We start from the raw sequence: 17,837 nt of genomic DNA, 5'->3' as shown, positions 1-17,837 counted from the left end.
GCTGTAACCTCCTTAAAGCCAGAGAAGTAATTGTTGTTCTGATGTTTCGCTTATGTAAATATAAAGGTGAAACATTTGCTCAGTATTAAACATAAGAGGAGGAGAAAAGTGCTCTACCTAAAAAGGCCAACCAGAATATTCTGGCTGACCTAATTGACCGAGCGTTCTCAGATCTATTTTACACTCCATTCCTTTTCAAAAAATGAAGCATTAGTTCTCCGATTTCAAGCGCGTGTGTTTCGAGGGCAAAGTGTCCTGTATCCAATAAATGCACCTCCGCTTTAGGTACATCTTTTTTAAATGCTTTGGCGCCGGCCGGAATAAAGGAAACATCATTTTCACCCCATACTGCCAATAAGGGCGGCTGGTGTGTTCGGAGATAATCTTGAAATTGCGAGTACAGTCTTACATTGCTTTGATAATCAAAAATTAAATCTAATTGTTTTTCATCATTTCCCGGTCGAGACATATACGCAATATCAAGAGTATAACCATCTGGAGAAACCCTCTTGTCTTGGGTCCCCTGAACATATTGGTTCTTGATCGTGTCAGGTGCAAAAGCAGTTCGATAACTTTCTCTTTTTTCAGGAGTAGGATTACTCCAATATTCTTCTCGTGCTGCCCACTTCTCTCCTAATCCTTCACGATAGATATTCCCATTCTGGCTGATTATGGCTGTTACACGCTCTGGACGATGCATGGCTATACGAAAACCAATCGGAGCCCCATAATCAAAGACATATAACGCATACTGAGTCAGCTTTAGTTTATCAATAAAGGACTCCATAATTTCAGTAATATGGTCAAATGTATACTGAAAATCTTCTCTGTCAGGTGATGATGTATTCCCGAACCCCGGATAATCAGGAGCAATGACATAATAATCGTTCTCCAACACAGGGATTAGTTCTCTGAACATATGACTAGCAGACGGAAAGCCATGAAGCAATACAATGACCGGTTTATCAGGATCACCAGCTTTACGATAAAACACCTTTAATCCTTCTATCTCTACTGAATGATAAGTCGTCATATGATAACCTCCTATTACCAGTGATTATCCCCAACTGCTCAACAGATATTCACCTTATTATGTGCAGACACCCAGGTGTCTTCTATGATGATACATCATTCTTGTTATCATGAAAAATGCAGAAACAAGATGCCAGGCATCTCTATTTTATATATCTAGCAATATTTCAATCTAAACTTCGGTCCCTAATATTTATAGTGAGTTTTCTCTCGTTCTATATAGATTATTATCATAATTAAAAGCGCCATGCTTTCTTGTAGACGTTCTGAGAACGCGTTCGAAAGCATGGCGCTTATGTAAAGGTATTATTCCATTATCTCGATGGTTCTAATAATTTTAGCTGGATTACCGCCCACAATCACTTGATCTGGTACACTCTTAGTAACCACTGCCCCTGAAGCAATAACAACATTATTTCCGATGCTTACTCCTGGATTAATAATAGCTCCTCCACCTACCCATACATTATTCCCGATCGTTACCGGTTGTCCTAACTCAGGTCCCTTAATCCGTTCATAAGGGTCGATTGGGTGGGTAGCCGTGTACACATGAACACCTGGACCGAACATGCAGTTATCGCCAATGCGTACTTCGCAGACATCTAGAATCGTGCAGTCAAAGTTGGTAAAGAAGTTCTCGCCTACATGGATGTTATATCCATAGTCAAAGCGAATATTGGGCTCCATATATACGTTCTTCCCCGTTGTTCCTAATAATTCTTTAAGTAATTGTACTCTCCATTCAACATCTGCTTCCGTTGATTGATTATATAATCTCGTCATCCTTCTGGCATGGGTTCGCTCACGTTCCAATTCAGAATCGCTCGCCAAATATAACTCACCAGCTAGCATTTTTTGTTTTTCTGTTCTCATATAGTCCCCTATCCTAAGTCTTCGCTGATGATTCTGCGATTCTTGAAGTAATATAAATGATCATGCTCATTGATTTCACGCAGAACTTTACAAGGATTCCCCACTGCAATTACATCAGAAGGAATGTCCTTAGTAACTACGCTGCCTGCACCGATTACTGTATTGTCACCAATAGAAATCCCTGGAAGTATAATTACTCCTGCTCCGATCCAGCAGTTTCTTCCAATGGATACTGGAGAATTGAATTGATACGCTTGTTCGCGTAGCTCTGGCAAAATGGGATGACCTGCGGTTGCTACGGTAACATTAGGACCGAACATGGTGTAGTCTCCTACGTAAATATGCGTGTCGTCCACTAAAGTCAGATTGAAATTCGCATAAATGTTTTTACCAAAATGAACATGCTTCCCACCCCAGTTCGCATGAAAAGGCGGTTCGATATAGCAACCCTCGCCAATCTCTGCGAACATCTCCTTTAGCAGTGCTACTCTTTTGTCACTTTCTAAGGGACGCGTTTGATTAAAATCGTACAGTCGTTCTAGACACTGGGTCTGTTCTTTACTCAGCTCATCATTCCCTGGCAAATACAAACTTCCATCGTGAAGCTTTTCTCTAATACTCATTCGTTCATCTCCTTATCGAATTTCATTTACCACTCCACCTCATCAAAACGCATATCCTTGTAATAATATTCTCTGTCATGCTCTGTAATCTCGCGGAGTACCTTGCATGGATTTCCTACAGCAATAACGTTAGCGGGAATGCTTTTGGTGACGACGCTTCCTGCTCCGATTACACTTCCTCTACCAATCGTTACCCCAGGCAGAATAATTGCACCGCTGCCGATCCAGGCTCCATCCTCAATCACTACGGGCAGAGCATACATTGCACCTTCTTTTCGCTTCACAGGATGAACAGGATGACTGGTGACTGCGATCGTAACATTCGGGCCAAACATAACATCGTTTCCAATATCCACCTTATAATCATCAACTACTGTTAAATTAAAGTTCATGTACACATTGTTGCCCACCGTTGTATTTGAGCCGTAAGACATACGAATCGGAGGTTCCATCCACACGTTATTGCCCATTCTGCCAAAGAGTTGTTTCATTAAGGTCTTACGCCCTTCGATATCGTCGGGATGTAAACGATTGATCTCATAACAAAGTACCTTGCCGCGCTGACGCGCTCGTTCCAATTCAGCAGCTTCCTCTGGATAATTATTATCATGATCCGTAAATAGTTGGCAGGCAGCCATTCGTTCTCTTATATTCATTACTTAATCTCCTTTAGCATTTGCTGATGTTATCCGTTCTCCGCAAAGTTCCTTGTAATATTGTTAAGCCATTTATATTGACGATACCGATAATAAGCCGCTGGTAATTTAATGATTTCATCTAGGCTGATAACGGCATATAAAATAACGGGAGGTACCTGCCAGACAAAAGCACACATGTAGCTAAGCGGCAGTATAATGCCCCACATGACAATCGTATCGCACCAAAAACCAAACTTGGAATCTCCGCCAGCGATGAAGAGCCCTGCAATGGTTGTAGCATTCAAGGATTTTGCAATGCAATAATAAGCACAGATATAAAGCATTGGCCCTAAAATATCTTGTGCGGTTCCGCTTAAATTCACGGCATTCAAAACTAGCGGCTTCAACAATAAAATCGTACAGCCAGCCAAGACCCCGAAAATCAGCGCGTAGAGAATCATTCTGCTGCCAGCTTGCTTCGCTTTATCCAACTGCCCATTCCCAAGATATTTCCCGACGAGCACCGCTCCGCCGGTGGCAATACCCCCACACAGTACAATAGCCAAATTCTTCACTACAGAAGCGACCGAATTCGCTGCCACCATATCCGCACTGACATGACCAATAATCGCTGTGGTTGTCGTGATCGCCCCGCCCCATACCAGATAATTACCTTGAACCGGTAAGGTGTACTTCATGAAATCCTTGAACAAATGACGTCCTACATGATCCCATTTCTGAAATTTGAAGCCAATGGAACCTCTTGTAGCAGAATGAATCAAGCAACATCCGAGTTCAATAAAACGCGCAATGACCGTGGCAAGTGCAACTGCTTGAATAGCCTTAATCGGGTTCCCTGGATAGAGTATAAAGATACATATTGCATTAAGCCCTATATTCAAAATCAGGCACATCGAGCTAATCCAAGCCGAAAGCCGCGCGTTCTCCATACTTCGAATCACACCGAGATACATCTGAGAGATACTCATTGCAAGAAAAGAAATCGAATTATAGCGCAAAAAATGTGCTCCATACTGAATTAACTCGCTGTCCCTTGTAAAAAAACTCATCAGCATCTCCGGATACAAAAAGGAAAACATGAAGAAAAGCAGAGAGATACATAACGAGAATAGGCATGCAATACTCAGCACACGCTGAATGGTTCGAAGATCCTTTTTCCCCCAATACTGTGCAGTTAGGATTCCTGCTCCTGCTGATATCCCCATATAAAACAAGCTCAAAATAAACGTAATCTGACCTGCAAGCGATACGGCTGACATTGCAGATTGGCTAATCATCCCCAGCATGACTACATCCGCTGAAATGACCATCGCCGAGATTAGGTTTTGCAGTGCAATGGGAATGACTAGTGTTAACAACTCACGGTGAAACGATGGATTTATCGCCCTAGTATTAATATTATTTCTTTTCACCTCACAACCCTTTCTTCTCCTGTACTTGTCACAATATCAATATAGACTAAATAAATTGGCATTATCCATTAATATCGAATATAATTCTATCAAAATCGTATATCACTAGAGGAGATCATTCCGTTGAACCAACCCTTAGAAGTGTTCTCTGATTTATCAGAGCGCTTAAATTATAATCTTTCTGACCTACCACTCTACGTTCGAAAAGGAAACTTGCAGCAATTTCATAATTACTCAGCTACTGCGCATTGGCATCCGGATGTGGAGTTCATTCTTGTTCTTGAAGGTACCATGGACTATTTTGTGAATGGGAAGACCGTTCGCATTGAACAGGGGAATGGGATATTCGTGAATAGCAATCGTCTCCATTGTGGTTTTTCCGAAAATCGCACAGACTGCAAATACATTGTCGTTGTTATTCATCCATCGCTTCTTGGCGAGAGTACGTCACTGGCAAAAAAATATTGGGAAAGTAAATTCAGCTCATTGATGGAGGACTTTGTTCTGCTTAATGCTCAGATTGAATGGCAACTAGCAATCCTGAGTTCTTTACAGGAGATTTACGAGGAAATGCATGCCCCTCTTCTTCCCAATCCGCTGCGATTAATAGCTCAAGCCTTATCCTTGTGTGCTGGCATGGGAGATCAATTACAACAAAAAGAAGAGCATGCTGAAGAGGTACAACTGTGGACGTTCATCCAGAAGATGACTAGCTTCATTCATCAGAATTATGAACATAAAATTAGCCTTGATGATATCGCAGCAGCAGGAGCTGTGTGCAGAAGCCGCTGTGTTGCTCTATTCAACAAGCATTTAGGTCAAACGCCAAATGTATATTTAACGAAATATCGGATTCAAAAGAGCTGCGAGATGTTAATGGAAACAAAGAGATCTGTATGTGAGATTGCGATGGCATGCGGCTTTCAAAGTGCCAGTTACTTCACTTATAATTTCCGTAAACAATTGGGTCTCGTTCCGCAGGAATATCGAAAACAAAGTCTCAGTAACAAGGAGAACTGATTGTCTATTACTTCTAATAAATGTTCATCTCATAATAAAAGAAGCTAACCATCAATCTAGAGGTTAGCTTCTTTACGTGCATCGCTTCCTTTGTCTAATTGGATTTCAAAATTTCAACATACCCTTCAGTTCCATTCACCCGAATGTGATCCCCGTCTTTGATCATTTTAGTAGCATTCTCCACCCCGACAACAGCTGGCAAGCCATATTCACGGGCGATCACAGCTCCATGAGTCATCAGTCCGCCCACTTCGGTGACCAGGCCTTTTATAGATACAAAGAGTGGTGTCCAACTAGGGTCAGTAAAGGCAGTGACTAGAATATCTCCGTCTTCTATATCCGCCTTTTCCATGTTTAAGATGACACGTGCTCGGCCTTCTATCACTCCAGAGGAGACCGCCAGACCTGCAATCGCTTCGGCGGGCAGATGCGCTCGCTTATATTGCCCTGTAATGTTCTCACCATCCGACGTGATCACACGCGGAGGGGATAGTTTTTCGAATAATTTGTACTCCTCTTGTCGTTTACTGATGACCTGATAGTCCAGTTTATGAGCGCGTACGACTTCATGAAGTTCATCAAAAGAAAGATAGAAGATATCCTCTATTTGATGAATAATGCCTGTCTGTACGAGTGCTTCAGCTTCTCTTAATAAAGCCTGCTTATAGACGAAATAGCGATTTACAATTCCGTACTTTGGATACTCCCGATACCCACTGAAATTCCGGATGAGGTCAATCCTTTGTTTGGTTTCTGTTGCTTTTTGCTCGCCATCGGGCATTGCTTTGAGTCGCTCTAATAGCTCTTGTTCTTTTCTCAAAGCTGCAAGCCGCCCTTGCTCAAATTTCTGCTGACTAGCCTTAGGCTCGAAGTTTTTAACATTGCCAAGAAGGATCGGGATAAGGGCTGAAGGTTGTTCGCTCCAGCGAGTTCTTGTGATATCAATTTCCCCGGCACACCGCATTCCGTATTTGTCCAGAAAAACAGAAATCGCCTCATAAGCTTCCTGTCCCCCTTGAACCTTAATCAGTTCATCCAGAGCGCCGCCCTCTTTGACTTGCTGCAAATAAGCAATGACTTCCGGGTAAGGGCGAATGACATCTGCAACATCCAGGAGCGCCAGTCCCATCTCTGAAGTAATGTTATTCGGCACAGATAGAGCAAGGGCGTCGGCTGCACTTTTTTCGCCCAGCCATTCTTGCATCTTTTCATTGATCCATGCGGACGCGTTCATCCCAGCCATAATGGCTCTTATACTTTGCGGGTCGAAGAGAAGTCTCTTTAATTCCTGGAGATCTTCCAGAATAACGTCAAATAAGTCTACACCCGATTTTCCTTTGATATTTTGTTGTAATGCCGCTAATGATGCTTCACTATTCTTAATCAATTCCGCAACAATTGAGTGATCGGCTTCGATTGGTGCTGGCATACTTGCGTAATTTTTGGCTGGGTTAGGCACTGCGGTATCCACCGGTAACTCTTTAATAAAATCGCCTCGTGCTACGACGGTCTTTAGCGCGTCTTTGATGAGCGGCTCGGATTGCCCCAACGTGTTTATTATTATGTCTCTGCTGGCGGGTGAGGCCAGCTGAGGTGTAACATCCACAAAGAGCCTTCCTCCAGCGGTACGCATAGGTGCACGCGTTATTAACAGGTAAAATGACAGTCCCAGTGGCTTAATGGCATCTGTCATCATTTGCTGATGACCCACAGAGATGTAGACATGATTCTCTTGATCATTACTTTCAGGGATCGGGAATAATGTCGTGATCGGCCGGCTTTGGACAATATAAAAGGTATCCTCGGCTAAACACCATTCAATATCTTGTGGGCTGCCAAAATAAGTTTCGATCTCTCTTCCGAGGCGTGCCAGCTCTAAAATCTGTTGATCCGTTAGGGTTTGTGTTTTTTGCTGATCCAGATCGATGGGCCGAGTCTCTGTTCCGCCTTCTTTTCGCCCGTAAATAGCGAGATGCTTAGCTGCAATCCTCTTCTCCACGATTTCGCCTTCACGTACTTTATAGCCATCAGCCGAGACCAGGCCAGAAACCAGTGCTTCTCCAAGTCCATAACTGGCATCGATGGATAACAGCTTCCGGTTACCTGTAATCGGATCAGCGGTGAACATAATCCCTGAGGCCGCTGGGAAGATCATTTTTTGCACAATAACAGATAAATGAACTTGTCTGTGCTCAAAACCATGCTGCATCCGGTAGATCACCGCGCGATTCGTAAATAGAGAAGCCCAACATTTGCTGATATGCTGCAAGATGTCTTCTAGACCAATGATATTTAGATACGTATCTTGTTGACCGGCAAAAGAGGCATGGGGCAAATCTTCAGCAGTCGCACTGGAACGTACGGCATAGGCTTGGTTCTTGCCAAACCGGGAGAGATAATAAGTCACTACCTTCACAACGTCAGCAGGAATTTCAGCTTCGATAATTGTCTGGCGAATCTTTCTGCTGAGATCAGCGATTTGATCCCGATCTTCTACAGTCAGCGTGTTGAGCTGATCCAGCAAGACAGGATATGTTTTGTTTCGTGCCATTGCTTGCTGATATCCCGCAGTAGTAACACAAAATCCTTCCGGCACTTGTATGCCATCCATTTTGGAAAGCGTCCCTAGATTAAGCCCTTTTCCTCCCACGAGTGATAGCTGTGTATTGTCCACTTCCTGAAAATCCAGAACCAAAGATCGCATTCCACATCTCTCCTTACCTTCATTTGAGAAAAAAACATTTGACAAGAGCTCGGCCGACATAGTAAGATTAAATTATAAGATAGACTTTCTATGACCATTTATAATTTAAAAGTCGCGATCAGATTATATCATCATGTCTGGTCATATGCAATAAAAAAGAACCTGAATCTTTCATTCAGGTTCTTTTTTTGCTTAGGCATCTGCCCTTAGATATCATTAGGTCTCCATTGTTCTGGCACATAAACATAGTGGTTGTCTTCTTTTTTGACGTAACCAAAAGCCGGGAAATCCAGATGCATCCCTGTTACTCGGATTTGTTTCTCTGAAGCGAGGTCGAGCAATTTAATGCGTGATCTGAAAGCTTGCTCAGAGTCAATATCCATGGCAATCTTCAATTGTGGCCGGGAGAACTGGATGGTGACATTCTGGATGATATCACCCCATATTAACAATCTCTCTCCTTCAGATTCAATTAGATATGCTGTATGACCAGGCGTATGCCCATGAGCTTCTATTGCCGTAATTCCAGGAATGTCAACGGAATCGGAGAAGGTTACGATGTCATCTTTATAAGGAGCAATGGCTGATTGAACCATTTGGACGATCATTTGTGCTTGTTCTTGGAAGCTTTCCTTGAAACTCTCCTCAGCATTTTCATTTGTCCAGAATTCGTATTCCTGCTCATGAACAATGACTTTAGCGTTTGGAAAAGCTTTAGTTCCATCTGCTAGCGATAAGCCATTCACATGATCTGGATGCATGTGAGTCAAAAGTACAACATCAACATCATTGGCTGAGTAACCAACAGCATTTAAATTATTAAGTAGATGGCCTCCTGACGGTCCATAACTTGATCCAAATCCCGTGTCTATTAAAGTTATATGGCCATCGTTATTCACTACAAATCCATTTGTATTCATGTGTGGAGGCACAGCCTGAAGATTATCTCTCAGCATTTGAATTGCTTCTTCTTTATCTAGTTCGAAGAAAGCATCCAATGGAAATTCCAAATTACCATCTGATAATACCGTAACGATAATGCCTCCGATTTTTTTATGAAAAGCACTAGGGACTTGATTCAACGGTTTAAAATTAGTACTTATGTTGGTTCCTCCTTAAGCAGCAACTGTTATTTATAATACAAGTGTTATAATATCAGTGCGCTTTGAGGCTCTTCAACCAGCAAGTTTGCAAATTTGTCGTATATTATACAAGTCGTAATAATTGTTGCGTCAATATTAGGCGTAAACAATCCATGAAGCAAACAAAGGCGCAATATCATTCGATAATTCAGCCGGGGTCTCCTTTTTGCCATTAAGATACCAACGATAAGCGGAACCGTAGATGGACCAGCTAATTACTGTGGCTGCCCGCTCCAGTCGTCCGCTATTTTCCGACTGGCAGGTTCTAGACAATAAAAGAAAGACGAATTCTTCCAGTTCAGAAATGATATTTTTTTCTACCAATGGTGCAACCGATTCATAGTTTTTGACACACTGCCTGCTTGATTCTTCGTGATAATCACATAAAGCAATAACCAGTTGTTTTATTGTTTCTTCTGTTAGTTTTGCATCATTTGGCACTCTTCTATCCACATAATTCATGAAGGCGTCAGACAGAAGCGCTTTAAGCAGCCCATATTTATCAGGGAAATGAGCGTAAAAAGTAGCCCTGTTAATAAGTGCAATTCTTGTGATATCACTCACTGTGATCGACATAAAATCTTTTTTACCGAGCAGATTTATAAAAGAATCTAGAATAAGTTGTCGTGTCTTAATAACGCGGAGATCCTTGGGATTATGAGATACAGCGCTAGCCATTATCGATCTTCTCCTTAGCAATATATAATCTGAAGCTTGTTTATTATATAACAACTGTTGTGTTTACAACAATTGTTATAACATGACTTCATTAATCAAAAAAAGAGCCGCGTTAGATCGCAGCCCTTTTCAGTGAATAACTATTAGTCTTTACGCTAAATCTAGGAGTTTCTAATCTCTGGTAGTGCTTTAATACTCTCCTTTAATCACAAAAAACGAGCCCCGGATCGTTCCGGCTAATTTGGATTTCTGCCTTGCGAACTTAAACTTCTCTTCCAGCTCCTTGGGAATATCCATTCCCTCAGAAAGCTTGAACCCGACAGCCCGCTTCTTAGCATCATCCACCGTATACATAACGTTAAGCGCAAGCCCATCCTCATAGAAAACGTAGGTAAATTGAATATTTTCCACTTGAAAACGTGACGTTTCTAAAGGCTTGGCTGCAAACACGATATCCCGTTCTTCTTTCAAAATCCGGTTCACATAATCCAGGGCTTCCTGGCTTTCGCTAGCGGGAATCACCGTAAACTCATGTTTATATTTGTTCATAAAATAACGGGCTTCATTCGCTCTTAAGCCAGCAAGTGCTTCTACGACCGGTGAAGATTCTAAACCAACCGTAGACACATTTTTAAAATCAACGATATAGGACATGTTCATCCCCCTTCGCTCTATTTATTTTCTATTTTCTAACAACGGGAATCCACATTTCACCAAAGACGACGCCGTCACGCTGCCCCATCTCTACCGTTGTATTTGGCCCGCCCACATAAGCAACATCCTGGGCTTCTCCCAAGGCTTGGCCAAAAGCAATGCCGGTAAGCTTATTGCTCAGCTCTTCCCCTGAGTTCCCTTCCCCTTTTACAACTAGATATTCTCCCTTAGGAAATTGGATCACTCTAGTTGCTTCTGGTAAGGTCGCCTCTGTCAGCACGCCAGCATAGTACATCATCTTATTATTCACCGCTTCGTTCACGGCAAAAATGTAGTCATTCGTGGCAAGTGCCTTTAATGCGTCAAGTCTTCCGTCTTGTTGCACAGCTTCCCAGAAATCCGCCTTCTCTTTATTGATGCCAGCAAAGTCTGTGTAATGGCTCTTCAGCTCCGTTCCAATACCTAATACGATAAAGCTGTCTTTTTCTTCAAGCGTATAATTTGCCATGTTCAAAACCTTCCTTTTTATAAATTTATCCATTGCTTTGTCTTTTCACTTGATGGGTTTATAATAATCTCAAACCATGTCAAAAAGTGATACTGTTTAGGGGGCTTTATGAAAAAGGTTGAACGGATTAATATCATCATGCGCTATATCAACAACCGCGCCCACTTTACCATTTCTGAGCTCATGACAGAATTCAACATCTCACGTTCGACGGCGATTCGTGATGTCAGAGAAATTGAAGCAATGGGGATGCCGCTAGTCGCCGAAGTTGGGCGGGATGGGGGTTATTCTGTCATGAACAACTCTGTCCTGCCCACGGTCCGCTTTACCGATAATGAGATTAAGGCGCTGTTCCTTGCCTTCATGGCTACAAGAAATCAACAGCTCCCTTATCTGAAAAGTCGACAGTCACTAGCTGAAAAACTGCTAGGTCTGATCTCGGAAAACCAGCAAGATGACCTTGTTCTTCTAAATCAAATCCTGCTCTTTGAAGGAACCAATCCCAATAATCCCGACTTGCTTGAATTATCTGATTTGCCCCATCCGATGTTAGAGAACCTCATTCAAATGATTCTGCAGGACAGTTGTTTATTGGTGTCCATCCAAGAAGAGCAGGAAATCAAGTCCTACCCGATCCATCTCCTGCACCTTTATCGTGAAAAAAGCTTATGGATCATTGAAGGCTTTGACATCGTGGAAGAGAAGCGGCGGATGTTTTCTGTCGACAATCTCACGAGTGTAGAGCCATATCCTACGAAAAAAAGAGTAAGCAAAAAAAAGATCCTGGAACAACTCAGCAAGCAGGAAGAAGAAATTAACCTCGTCCTTGAGCTAGGTCCAACGGCAATCGCCCAGTTCAAAAAATACCATCCTCTAAAGTTTTCAATCGCATACACGAATCCTTACCAAACCACAGCGATCTTAAAAACTTTTATCAATGTTCATCATTCAGAAGAATTAACGGAAATAACCAACTGGCTGCTTTTCCTGGGTGAAGATATTACGGTCAGGGAGATCCCGGAAAAAGTATTAGACGTCTTACAAGGGAGATTCAGCCTGTACTGCCGGTGAACAGTGCTTCCTTTCCAGAATGTCCTCTTCAAGATCATTGCTCTTTCAAAAGCATGCTCAACGAAACCGATATTTAAACCGACTGCGATTAATCCTATGTCCGCGCAGACACAAGCAGCCCCAATGTGCTGTAACTCAGTGGGGCTGCCGTTCACCTTATTTAATTCTCTTATAGAAATGTCACGTTCCGGTGTAGAGTCTTTATACGTCCCGTAAACGATAGCCTGATTACAACTTGGCGTGCTTGTTAGATACTATTTCCGCCAAAATGTTAAACAATCTGCTTTATCCGAAATGTTAAAGTCAATCATTCGCTCCAGCAATGCAAAGTCAATTGGCTGATTCCACCGAATCCGCAGCAACTGCTTCGTGTGGTCATAACCGGCCTGTACGATGTCATCCGAAAAGCGGCTGATCCCGGCACCTTCAGGTGCAACAGCTAAGTGCTGTTTGGATACACTGAAGCCCATTATGAATGTGTCATGATTGGTAAACATCGGCTGATTCCAGGCCACTCTTTGCCCTAATTCCGGATACTTCTCTGCGACCCAAGTCAACACTTCTTCTGTGCGCGACCGGTGCTGCGGGTTATCTATTTTCGCCAAATACTCTGCAAAAATCTCCATATGCCCCTCCATCCTCAACTTCTCCATTATTCAGCTCATATTCCTTCTGAACCTTCATCATCCCATATCTTATCCTTTATGCCAAGTATCTTCCCTTGATGGACTACTCCACATATGCTTGTATACGCAGGCTGCCCCGCAGTGCTGTAACTCCAGCACTGCGGGGCAGCCGTCAACCTATATACAGTCTAGATCTCTCGTTTCTCATATTCAAAAGGTTCCGCACACGAGTATATCTCATGAAAGAATCCGAAATACGGAATATCGTCTTCCATACATTTTATGAGATAGGACAATTCCTCATCACACTTTGGCTCTTCACCGGCGTGTCGCTTATACTCGAAGATATCTACTATGTTTTCCATAAGGTGCGTTTGGATGAATAAAGGCAATTGACTTAGCATCGCTTGTTCGAGTTGGGTCTCGGATCGATATCCCTCAAGGACTACTTTAAAGTAATCATCCATAAACGCTTTGCGCTTGTCTACGTCTGGTTCAAATTGTGTCCAACCCACTCCATTTCTCCAGGTCGATGCCAGGTCTAACATGTACCCACCGAAACACGAGTTATCAAAATCATATACTGTAATTTGTCCGGTATCAAAATCGATATGATAATTTCCGTCCCCATAATCACAATGAATCATCCCATAGGACTCATTATCCTGATGCAATCCTTGCAAGGTTGTAAGCAGCTCAACCATCTTCTCCTTCAGCAGAGACAAGGAATCGGGAATCAGTTCATTAATATACTCGGCATTGTACTTATCAAAAAAACTGTACCGGCGATGGACTGGCGTATACTCTTTTGATAGTTGATGCAGTTTTCCCAAGGTTTTACCGCAGTTATAATAATATTCGGTAATAGGGACGCCTTCCCGGTATTGATAATGATTATCCAACAGCCTCTTTCCCCTGGCCTTATCAAACACTGTAATATAAAAGTTGTAGTCTTGATGAGTAATCACTTCCAGCAGGTTCCCATTCTGAGAACTGATGACATTCGAAACGCTGCCGCCATGCTCAAATAAAAACCGGACATACTCCACTTCGGCCAGAATATCTTCCCGGCTTCTGTCCGTTAAGTAAGCGAGTCTGATTATTTTGGCATCAGCACCCTCTTTTGCACAGGAATAGGCGATATTCCGCCCTCCCTCATGGGGCGCAATCCGGCTAATATCATAGTCCCCCAGCCCGTAAAGCTCTACTACTAATGGAAGTAAATATGTCTCACCAATTTGTACAACTTCGTTATAATTCATTCAATCTCCCCTTCTACACTTCTTCAATATATATACATTTTACCAATATTTCCCTTCCAATTGAACGGTAGAAAACAGTTAAAACTAATTAATCCTGCTAACACAAATACAGCGCCAACTTTCAGTGTACGCTATAGAAGCGTGTCCAAAAGTATGGCGCTGTTACAAGGGCATTACACTCTTAATTAATATAATTATACAGGCTTGCTTCCAGAGCATTGTTCCAGTTATTATTGTGTCTCTTAGCTACCTTCTCTGCAGAAAAAGCAGAGTGCTTAATAACAAGCTCCGTTGTGTCTTCCTTTTCAACAAAATCTATGGTAACCAGCGTTTCCTCTGCATCGTCTCCTTCATTTAACCACTTCCAGGTGAACGATAGCTTTTCATTCTGAACGATGTCGGCATACCGACCTTCTAAAGTATAAACCTTACCACTTGGAGCTTGCATATGAAAACGGTATTTTCCGCCCACGGTTACTTCCATTTGTTCAACCGTCGTCGTAAAGCCTACCAGCCCCCACCATTGCTCTAGCTGTTCTTTCTTCGTCCAGGCCAGAAACACTCTTTCCTTGCTCGCTTTGTAAACATGTTGAAGCGTAAGCGAGTATTTTCCATTCAGCATAGTTATCATTAAGAGTGCCTCCGTCAGTCTTCTTTTGATTGATTGTCCAAGAAAAGCTCCAGGTTAGACAATTGCGGAGTCCAGAAATTCCTGAGTTCCATTAACCATTCGTGCGCCCTGTCCACAGTCGTTGGATTCAAATAATAATATCGATAGGTTCCTTCCTTCCGAATCGAAACTAAACCAGCCTTTTCCAGCACCCGTAAATGCTTAGAGATCGCTGGCAATGACATATCAAAAGGTTTCGCCAAGTTCATAACGGTCATCTCTCCGACACCCAAACGTTTTAGAATTTCCCTTCTCGTCGGATCAGAGAGCACGTGGAAAACATTATCCAAAAGTTCATCGTCATATTTAACCATGTGTTTAATTTTATTCCCATTCCTATCTATTGTCAAGAAGTTACATCTACATAACCCAATCAGGTATACAAACGGGTAGGCGTAAAAAAGAGCCAAGCGGTTCAGGGTTAAAGACCTGAAACTCGCTCGGCTCGGCTGTGCAAAGGGTTAATTAGAAACTTTGGGCAACTTCGCGCGCTTGTTGAATCGCCTTTTCTTTAATCGCTGGTGCTTGGTCCGGAGACTTAGCCATGCCTTCAACAAAGATGCCTTCAAAGCTAGGAACGCCGATGAACTTCATAATGGAATCCAAGTAACGGTGGCCCATTTCTGAATCTGCATACATTGAGCCTGGAGACAATACGCTTCCGCTAGCTTGGATGTGAACAGCTTTTTTATCAGTCATAAGGCCAATCGGACCTTTATCGGTATATCGGAACGTTCTGCCAGCAACACAGATCGCGTCAATATATGCTTTCAAAACAGGTGGGAAAGAAAAGTTCCAGATCGGATTGACAAAAACATATTTATCGGCAGCTACAAATTGATCAACCAGTTGCCCAAGACGACCTACTTTCGCTTTTTCAGCATCGGTCAATTCTTCAAAGGCAGTTCCTGCTCCCAGTTTGCCCCAGCCACTAAAAACATCAGCATCCAGTTGCGGAATATCATTCTTATAGAGATCCAGACGAATAACCTCATCATTGGGATTGGCGGAGCGATAAGCTTCTACGAATTCTTCTCCTACAGTCAAGCTATAAGATGCTTCTTGATCATTCGGATTTGCAGTGATGTACAATACGGTCGCCATAATTAAAAACCTGCCTTTAGTTAGATTTTATTGTTTAACCTTTTGGTTAATTAACCACATGATTAAATATAAGCCAGGTTCTATCTACTGTCAAGTAGAAAACGAACAAATCATTGAAATTCCTAATCTAAACGCAAAAAAAGCCGCGATTAACGCAGCTGTAAAATGAAAATGATCCCAACTTACTTACAAATAAAGGATAAATGATACAAAAGCAAGTGTTAGTCCGCTAGCGACATAATCCACCCGTGCGAAATTCAGCTCCTTATATGAAGTACGGCCCCTTCCATCCCCGTAGGCTCTTGCATCGATCGCTAAAGCCAGTTGCTCCGCTCGCTGAATCGTCGTAACGAATAGCGGGATCAGAATGGATGTATAAGCCAATATCTTCCCGAAGCCCTTGGCAGACATTTCGTCATAACCTCTAGCCTTCCGGGCTAGCATCACGCGATCAAGCTCCTGCATAATTGTTGGTATAAAGCGGATGGCAAGCACGATCATCAGTGCAAAAGCTTCGACCGGAACACCTAACCGTGACAGCGGTTTAAGCAGCTTTTCAAGACCTTGTGCCAGATCAAGCGGCTTGGTTGTCAACGTTAGAAGCGAAGCTAGTAATATAAGCAATACCATCCTCCAGACAATAAAGCTTCCGTTCTTTATCCCTTCTTGTGTGACATTTAGAAAGAATCCAGGCCAGATGGGGGTTCCAGTAGTCAAGAAGATATGATACATAAAGGTGAAGGAAAGAATGAAGAGAATGGGCTTTAATCCTCTGAAAACCATCACAATCGGCACTCTAGCGGACAGGACCAGTCCTGCCATCAGAATAGTTGTCGCTACATATCCGGCAAACGTCTTAATCAGAGCAATGCTAATCATGATAGCAAGAATGCTCAATAGTTTGGTTCGAGGGTCAAGTCGGTGAATGATTGAGTCGGTATCTGCATATTGCCCCAGTATGATTTTATCCATCGTCTTGAACACCTCTTGCCTGCCAGACTGCTCTAACCTGTTGCATAATGTCTTCTTCCCTGCAACTAGCTGGTTCTATGATCTGACCGGATAGTTCCTCGATCAGCTTAAGGAGTTGTACCGGCTCCGGTAAAGGAAGACCTGCTTGCTCCATGAACGCTGTATGCTGCAAAAAAAGCTCATTCGCATTCATCTGGACCAATAAACGTCCTCTATTAAAGATCATAACCTCATCCGAATATTCCGCAACATCTTCCATCTGATGAGAAATGAAGATTACCGTCCGATTCTTCATCCTCTGCCATGCTTTGATCTGCTCTAGGAGCGCAACCCTGCTTAAGGGGTCAAGTCCAGCCGTTGGTTCATCCAGAATCAGCAACTCGGGATCTGCAATAAGCACTGAAGCTATGGCGACACGCCGCTTTTGTCCCCCGCTTAGCTGGTATGGAGACATATTCAGAAGGTCTGACGAGAGCTCCATTTGCTTCATAACAGCTTCTATTTCCTGCTCCCTATTTCCAGTGTGATCCTTTCTTATCTTCAGAGCAAAGGCCAGTTCTTTATAGACAGTTGTTTCAAAAATTTGCTGCTCCGGATTCTGAAATACATAACCAATCTGCGGAACGACCTTCATGTTCCCTTTACGATCTCGAGGAAGTGGCTGTTGATTAATCGTGTACTCTCCGCTAAATGATGGAATCAAACCTTTTATAACTTTGACGAAGGTGGACTTCCCTGCCCCGTTGTGACCTATGACAGAGATCCATTTCCCTTCCTGAAGCGTGCAGCTTACCGATTGCAGAACCTCTCTGTCGTTCATAGATACA

The 17,837-nt window shown here is 42.8% G+C and carries 19 protein-coding genes; 2 read left to right on the top strand and 17 right to left on the bottom strand.

Going from position 1 to position 17,837, the window contains the following annotated elements; genetic code table 11:
• Positions 1 to 178 precede the first annotated feature (178 nt).
• From AC3Y23_RS09525 to AC3Y23_RS09505, 5 genes are all read right to left on the bottom strand, one after another.
• Entirely contained in the window at positions 179 to 1,033 is an 855-nt protein-coding gene (locus AC3Y23_RS09525) for an alpha/beta fold hydrolase (RefSeq protein WP_379198043.1), read from the bottom strand.
• 305 nt (positions 1,034 to 1,338) lie between these two features.
• Entirely contained in the window at positions 1,339 to 1,905 is a 567-nt protein-coding gene (locus AC3Y23_RS09520; protein ID WP_379198041.1) for a sugar O-acetyltransferase, read from the bottom strand.
• A gap of 8 nt (positions 1,906 to 1,913) precedes the next feature.
• Positions 1,914 to 2,528, bottom strand: a complete 615-nt coding sequence (locus AC3Y23_RS09515; RefSeq protein WP_379198039.1) for a sugar O-acetyltransferase — start codon at positions 2,526 to 2,528, stop codon at positions 1,914 to 1,916.
• A 26-nt stretch (positions 2,529 to 2,554) separates the two neighbouring features.
• Positions 2,555 to 3,184, bottom strand: coding sequence for a sugar O-acetyltransferase (locus AC3Y23_RS09510; RefSeq protein ID WP_379198037.1), 630 nt, complete (start codon positions 3,182 to 3,184; stop codon positions 2,555 to 2,557).
• Between the two features lie 29 nt (positions 3,185 to 3,213).
• Positions 3,214 to 4,545, bottom strand: coding sequence for an MATE family efflux transporter (locus tag AC3Y23_RS09505; RefSeq protein ID WP_379198034.1), 1,332 nt, complete (start codon positions 4,543 to 4,545; stop codon positions 3,214 to 3,216).
• A 177-nt stretch (positions 4,546 to 4,722) separates the two neighbouring features.
• Here AC3Y23_RS09505 and AC3Y23_RS09500 point away from each other — a divergent pair, with 177 nt between their 5' ends.
• Positions 4,723 to 5,619, top strand: a complete 897-nt coding sequence (locus AC3Y23_RS09500; RefSeq protein WP_379198032.1) for an AraC family transcriptional regulator — start codon at positions 4,723 to 4,725, stop codon at positions 5,617 to 5,619.
• A gap of 94 nt (positions 5,620 to 5,713) precedes the next feature.
• On the opposite strand, the gene ppsA is transcribed toward AC3Y23_RS09500, so the two are convergent.
• From ppsA to AC3Y23_RS09475, 5 genes are all read right to left on the bottom strand, one after another.
• Positions 5,714 to 8,323 (bottom strand): phosphoenolpyruvate synthase, encoded by a 2,610-nt coding sequence (gene ppsA, locus AC3Y23_RS09495; RefSeq protein ID WP_379198578.1) that lies wholly within the window; start codon positions 8,321 to 8,323, stop codon positions 5,714 to 5,716.
• Between the two features lie 206 nt (positions 8,324 to 8,529).
• A complete protein-coding gene (locus AC3Y23_RS09490) occupies positions 8,530 to 9,405 on the bottom strand; it encodes an MBL fold metallo-hydrolase (RefSeq protein ID WP_379198030.1) in 876 nt (291 codons plus the stop codon).
• 156 nt (positions 9,406 to 9,561) lie between these two features.
• Positions 9,562 to 10,143, bottom strand: coding sequence for a TetR/AcrR family transcriptional regulator (locus AC3Y23_RS09485; protein WP_379198028.1), 582 nt, complete (start codon positions 10,141 to 10,143; stop codon positions 9,562 to 9,564).
• A gap of 189 nt (positions 10,144 to 10,332) precedes the next feature.
• Positions 10,333 to 10,797, bottom strand: coding sequence for a DUF8821 family protein (locus AC3Y23_RS09480; protein ID WP_379198026.1), 465 nt, complete (start codon positions 10,795 to 10,797; stop codon positions 10,333 to 10,335).
• Positions 10,798 to 10,825: 28 nt separating this feature from the next.
• Positions 10,826 to 11,305: a GyrI-like domain-containing protein gene (locus AC3Y23_RS09475; protein WP_379198024.1), complete on the bottom strand. Its 480-nt coding sequence runs from the start codon at positions 11,303 to 11,305 to the stop codon at positions 10,826 to 10,828.
• A 108-nt stretch (positions 11,306 to 11,413) separates the two neighbouring features.
• On the opposite strand from AC3Y23_RS09475, the gene AC3Y23_RS09470 reads away from it, so the two are divergent.
• Complete coding sequence (locus tag AC3Y23_RS09470; protein WP_379198022.1) at positions 11,414 to 12,376, top strand: helix-turn-helix transcriptional regulator; 963 nt, start codon at positions 11,414 to 11,416, stop codon at positions 12,374 to 12,376.
• Between the two features lie 254 nt (positions 12,377 to 12,630).
• Here AC3Y23_RS09470 and AC3Y23_RS09465 read toward each other — a convergent pair whose 3' ends face one another.
• The 7 genes from AC3Y23_RS09465 to AC3Y23_RS09435 all read right to left on the bottom strand — a co-directional run bounded on the left by AC3Y23_RS09465 (position 12,631) and on the right by AC3Y23_RS09435 (position 17,830).
• Positions 12,631 to 13,002 carry an iron chaperone gene (locus AC3Y23_RS09465; protein ID WP_379198576.1) on the bottom strand — a complete coding sequence of 124 codons (372 nt, stop codon included), beginning with the start codon at positions 13,000 to 13,002 and terminating at the stop codon, positions 12,631 to 12,633.
• Positions 13,003 to 13,190: 188 nt separating this feature from the next.
• Positions 13,191 to 14,264 (bottom strand): phosphotransferase enzyme family protein, encoded by a 1,074-nt coding sequence (locus AC3Y23_RS09460; RefSeq protein ID WP_379198020.1) that lies wholly within the window; start codon positions 14,262 to 14,264, stop codon positions 13,191 to 13,193.
• A 181-nt stretch (positions 14,265 to 14,445) separates the two neighbouring features.
• The gene (locus tag AC3Y23_RS09455) at positions 14,446 to 14,895 is read right to left on the bottom strand and encodes an SRPBCC family protein (protein WP_379198018.1); all 450 of its coding nucleotides are present in this window, start codon (positions 14,893 to 14,895) and stop codon (positions 14,446 to 14,448) included.
• A gap of 14 nt (positions 14,896 to 14,909) precedes the next feature.
• Entirely contained in the window at positions 14,910 to 15,248 is a 339-nt protein-coding gene (locus AC3Y23_RS09450; protein ID WP_379198016.1) for an ArsR/SmtB family transcription factor, read from the bottom strand.
• 151 nt (positions 15,249 to 15,399) lie between these two features.
• Entirely contained in the window at positions 15,400 to 16,038 is a 639-nt protein-coding gene (locus tag AC3Y23_RS09445; RefSeq protein WP_379198014.1) for an FMN-dependent NADH-azoreductase, read from the bottom strand.
• Positions 16,039 to 16,224: 186 nt separating this feature from the next.
• The gene (locus AC3Y23_RS09440; protein WP_379198012.1) at positions 16,225 to 17,010 is read right to left on the bottom strand and encodes an energy-coupling factor transporter transmembrane component T family protein; all 786 of its coding nucleotides are present in this window, start codon (positions 17,008 to 17,010) and stop codon (positions 16,225 to 16,227) included.
• Complete coding sequence (locus AC3Y23_RS09435; protein ID WP_379198009.1) at positions 17,003 to 17,830, bottom strand: ATP-binding cassette domain-containing protein; 828 nt, start codon at positions 17,828 to 17,830, stop codon at positions 17,003 to 17,005. Before AC3Y23_RS09435 ends, AC3Y23_RS09440 begins: the two co-directional genes overlap by 8 nt.
• Positions 17,831 to 17,837 lie beyond the last annotated feature (7 nt).

It is taken from the genome of Paenibacillus sp. MAHUQ-45, assembly GCF_058133325.1.
The sequence above is the reverse complement of the archived record's forward strand: the minus strand, read 5'-3'. Positions and strand labels throughout refer to the sequence as shown.

Excerpts from the sequence above, each read along its gene's own strand:
- AC3Y23_RS09525 (WP_379198043.1), bottom strand. The coding sequence starts at position 1,033 with ATGACGACTTATCATTCAGTAGAGATAGAAGGATTAAAGGTGTTTTAT.
- AC3Y23_RS09520 (WP_379198041.1), bottom strand. The coding sequence starts at position 1,905 with ATGAGAACAGAAAAACAAAAAATGCTAGCTGGTGAGTTATATTTGGCG.
- AC3Y23_RS09515 (WP_379198039.1), bottom strand. The coding sequence starts at position 2,528 with ATGAGTATTAGAGAAAAGCTTCACGATGGAAGTTTGTATTTGCCAGGG.
- AC3Y23_RS09510 (WP_379198037.1), bottom strand. The coding sequence starts at position 3,184 with ATGAATATAAGAGAACGAATGGCTGCCTGCCAACTATTTACGGATCAT.
- ppsA (WP_379198578.1), bottom strand. The coding sequence starts at position 8,323 with ATGCGATCTTTGGTTCTGGATTTTCAGGAAGTGGACAATACACAGCTA.
- AC3Y23_RS09485 (WP_379198028.1), bottom strand. The coding sequence starts at position 10,143 with ATGGCTAGCGCTGTATCTCATAATCCCAAGGATCTCCGCGTTATTAAG.
- AC3Y23_RS09480 (WP_379198026.1), bottom strand. The coding sequence starts at position 10,797 with ATGTCCTATATCGTTGATTTTAAAAATGTGTCTACGGTTGGTTTAGAA.
- AC3Y23_RS09475 (WP_379198024.1), bottom strand. The coding sequence starts at position 11,305 with ATGGCAAATTATACGCTTGAAGAAAAAGACAGCTTTATCGTATTAGGT.
- AC3Y23_RS09470 (WP_379198022.1), top strand. The coding sequence starts at position 11,414 with ATGAAAAAGGTTGAACGGATTAATATCATCATGCGCTATATCAACAAC.
- AC3Y23_RS09465 (WP_379198576.1), bottom strand. The coding sequence starts at position 13,002 with ATGGAGATTTTTGCAGAGTATTTGGCGAAAATAGATAACCCGCAGCAC.
- AC3Y23_RS09460 (WP_379198020.1), bottom strand. The coding sequence starts at position 14,264 with ATGAATTATAACGAAGTTGTACAAATTGGTGAGACATATTTACTTCCA.
- AC3Y23_RS09455 (WP_379198018.1), bottom strand. The coding sequence starts at position 14,895 with ATGATAACTATGCTGAATGGAAAATACTCGCTTACGCTTCAACATGTT.
- AC3Y23_RS09450 (WP_379198016.1), bottom strand. The coding sequence starts at position 15,248 with ATGGTTAAATATGACGATGAACTTTTGGATAATGTTTTCCACGTGCTC.
- AC3Y23_RS09445 (WP_379198014.1), bottom strand. The coding sequence starts at position 16,038 with ATGGCGACCGTATTGTACATCACTGCAAATCCGAATGATCAAGAAGCA.
- AC3Y23_RS09440 (WP_379198012.1), bottom strand. The coding sequence starts at position 17,010 with ATGGATAAAATCATACTGGGGCAATATGCAGATACCGACTCAATCATT.
- AC3Y23_RS09435 (WP_379198009.1), bottom strand. The coding sequence starts at position 17,830 with ATGAACGACAGAGAGGTTCTGCAATCGGTAAGCTGCACGCTTCAGGAA.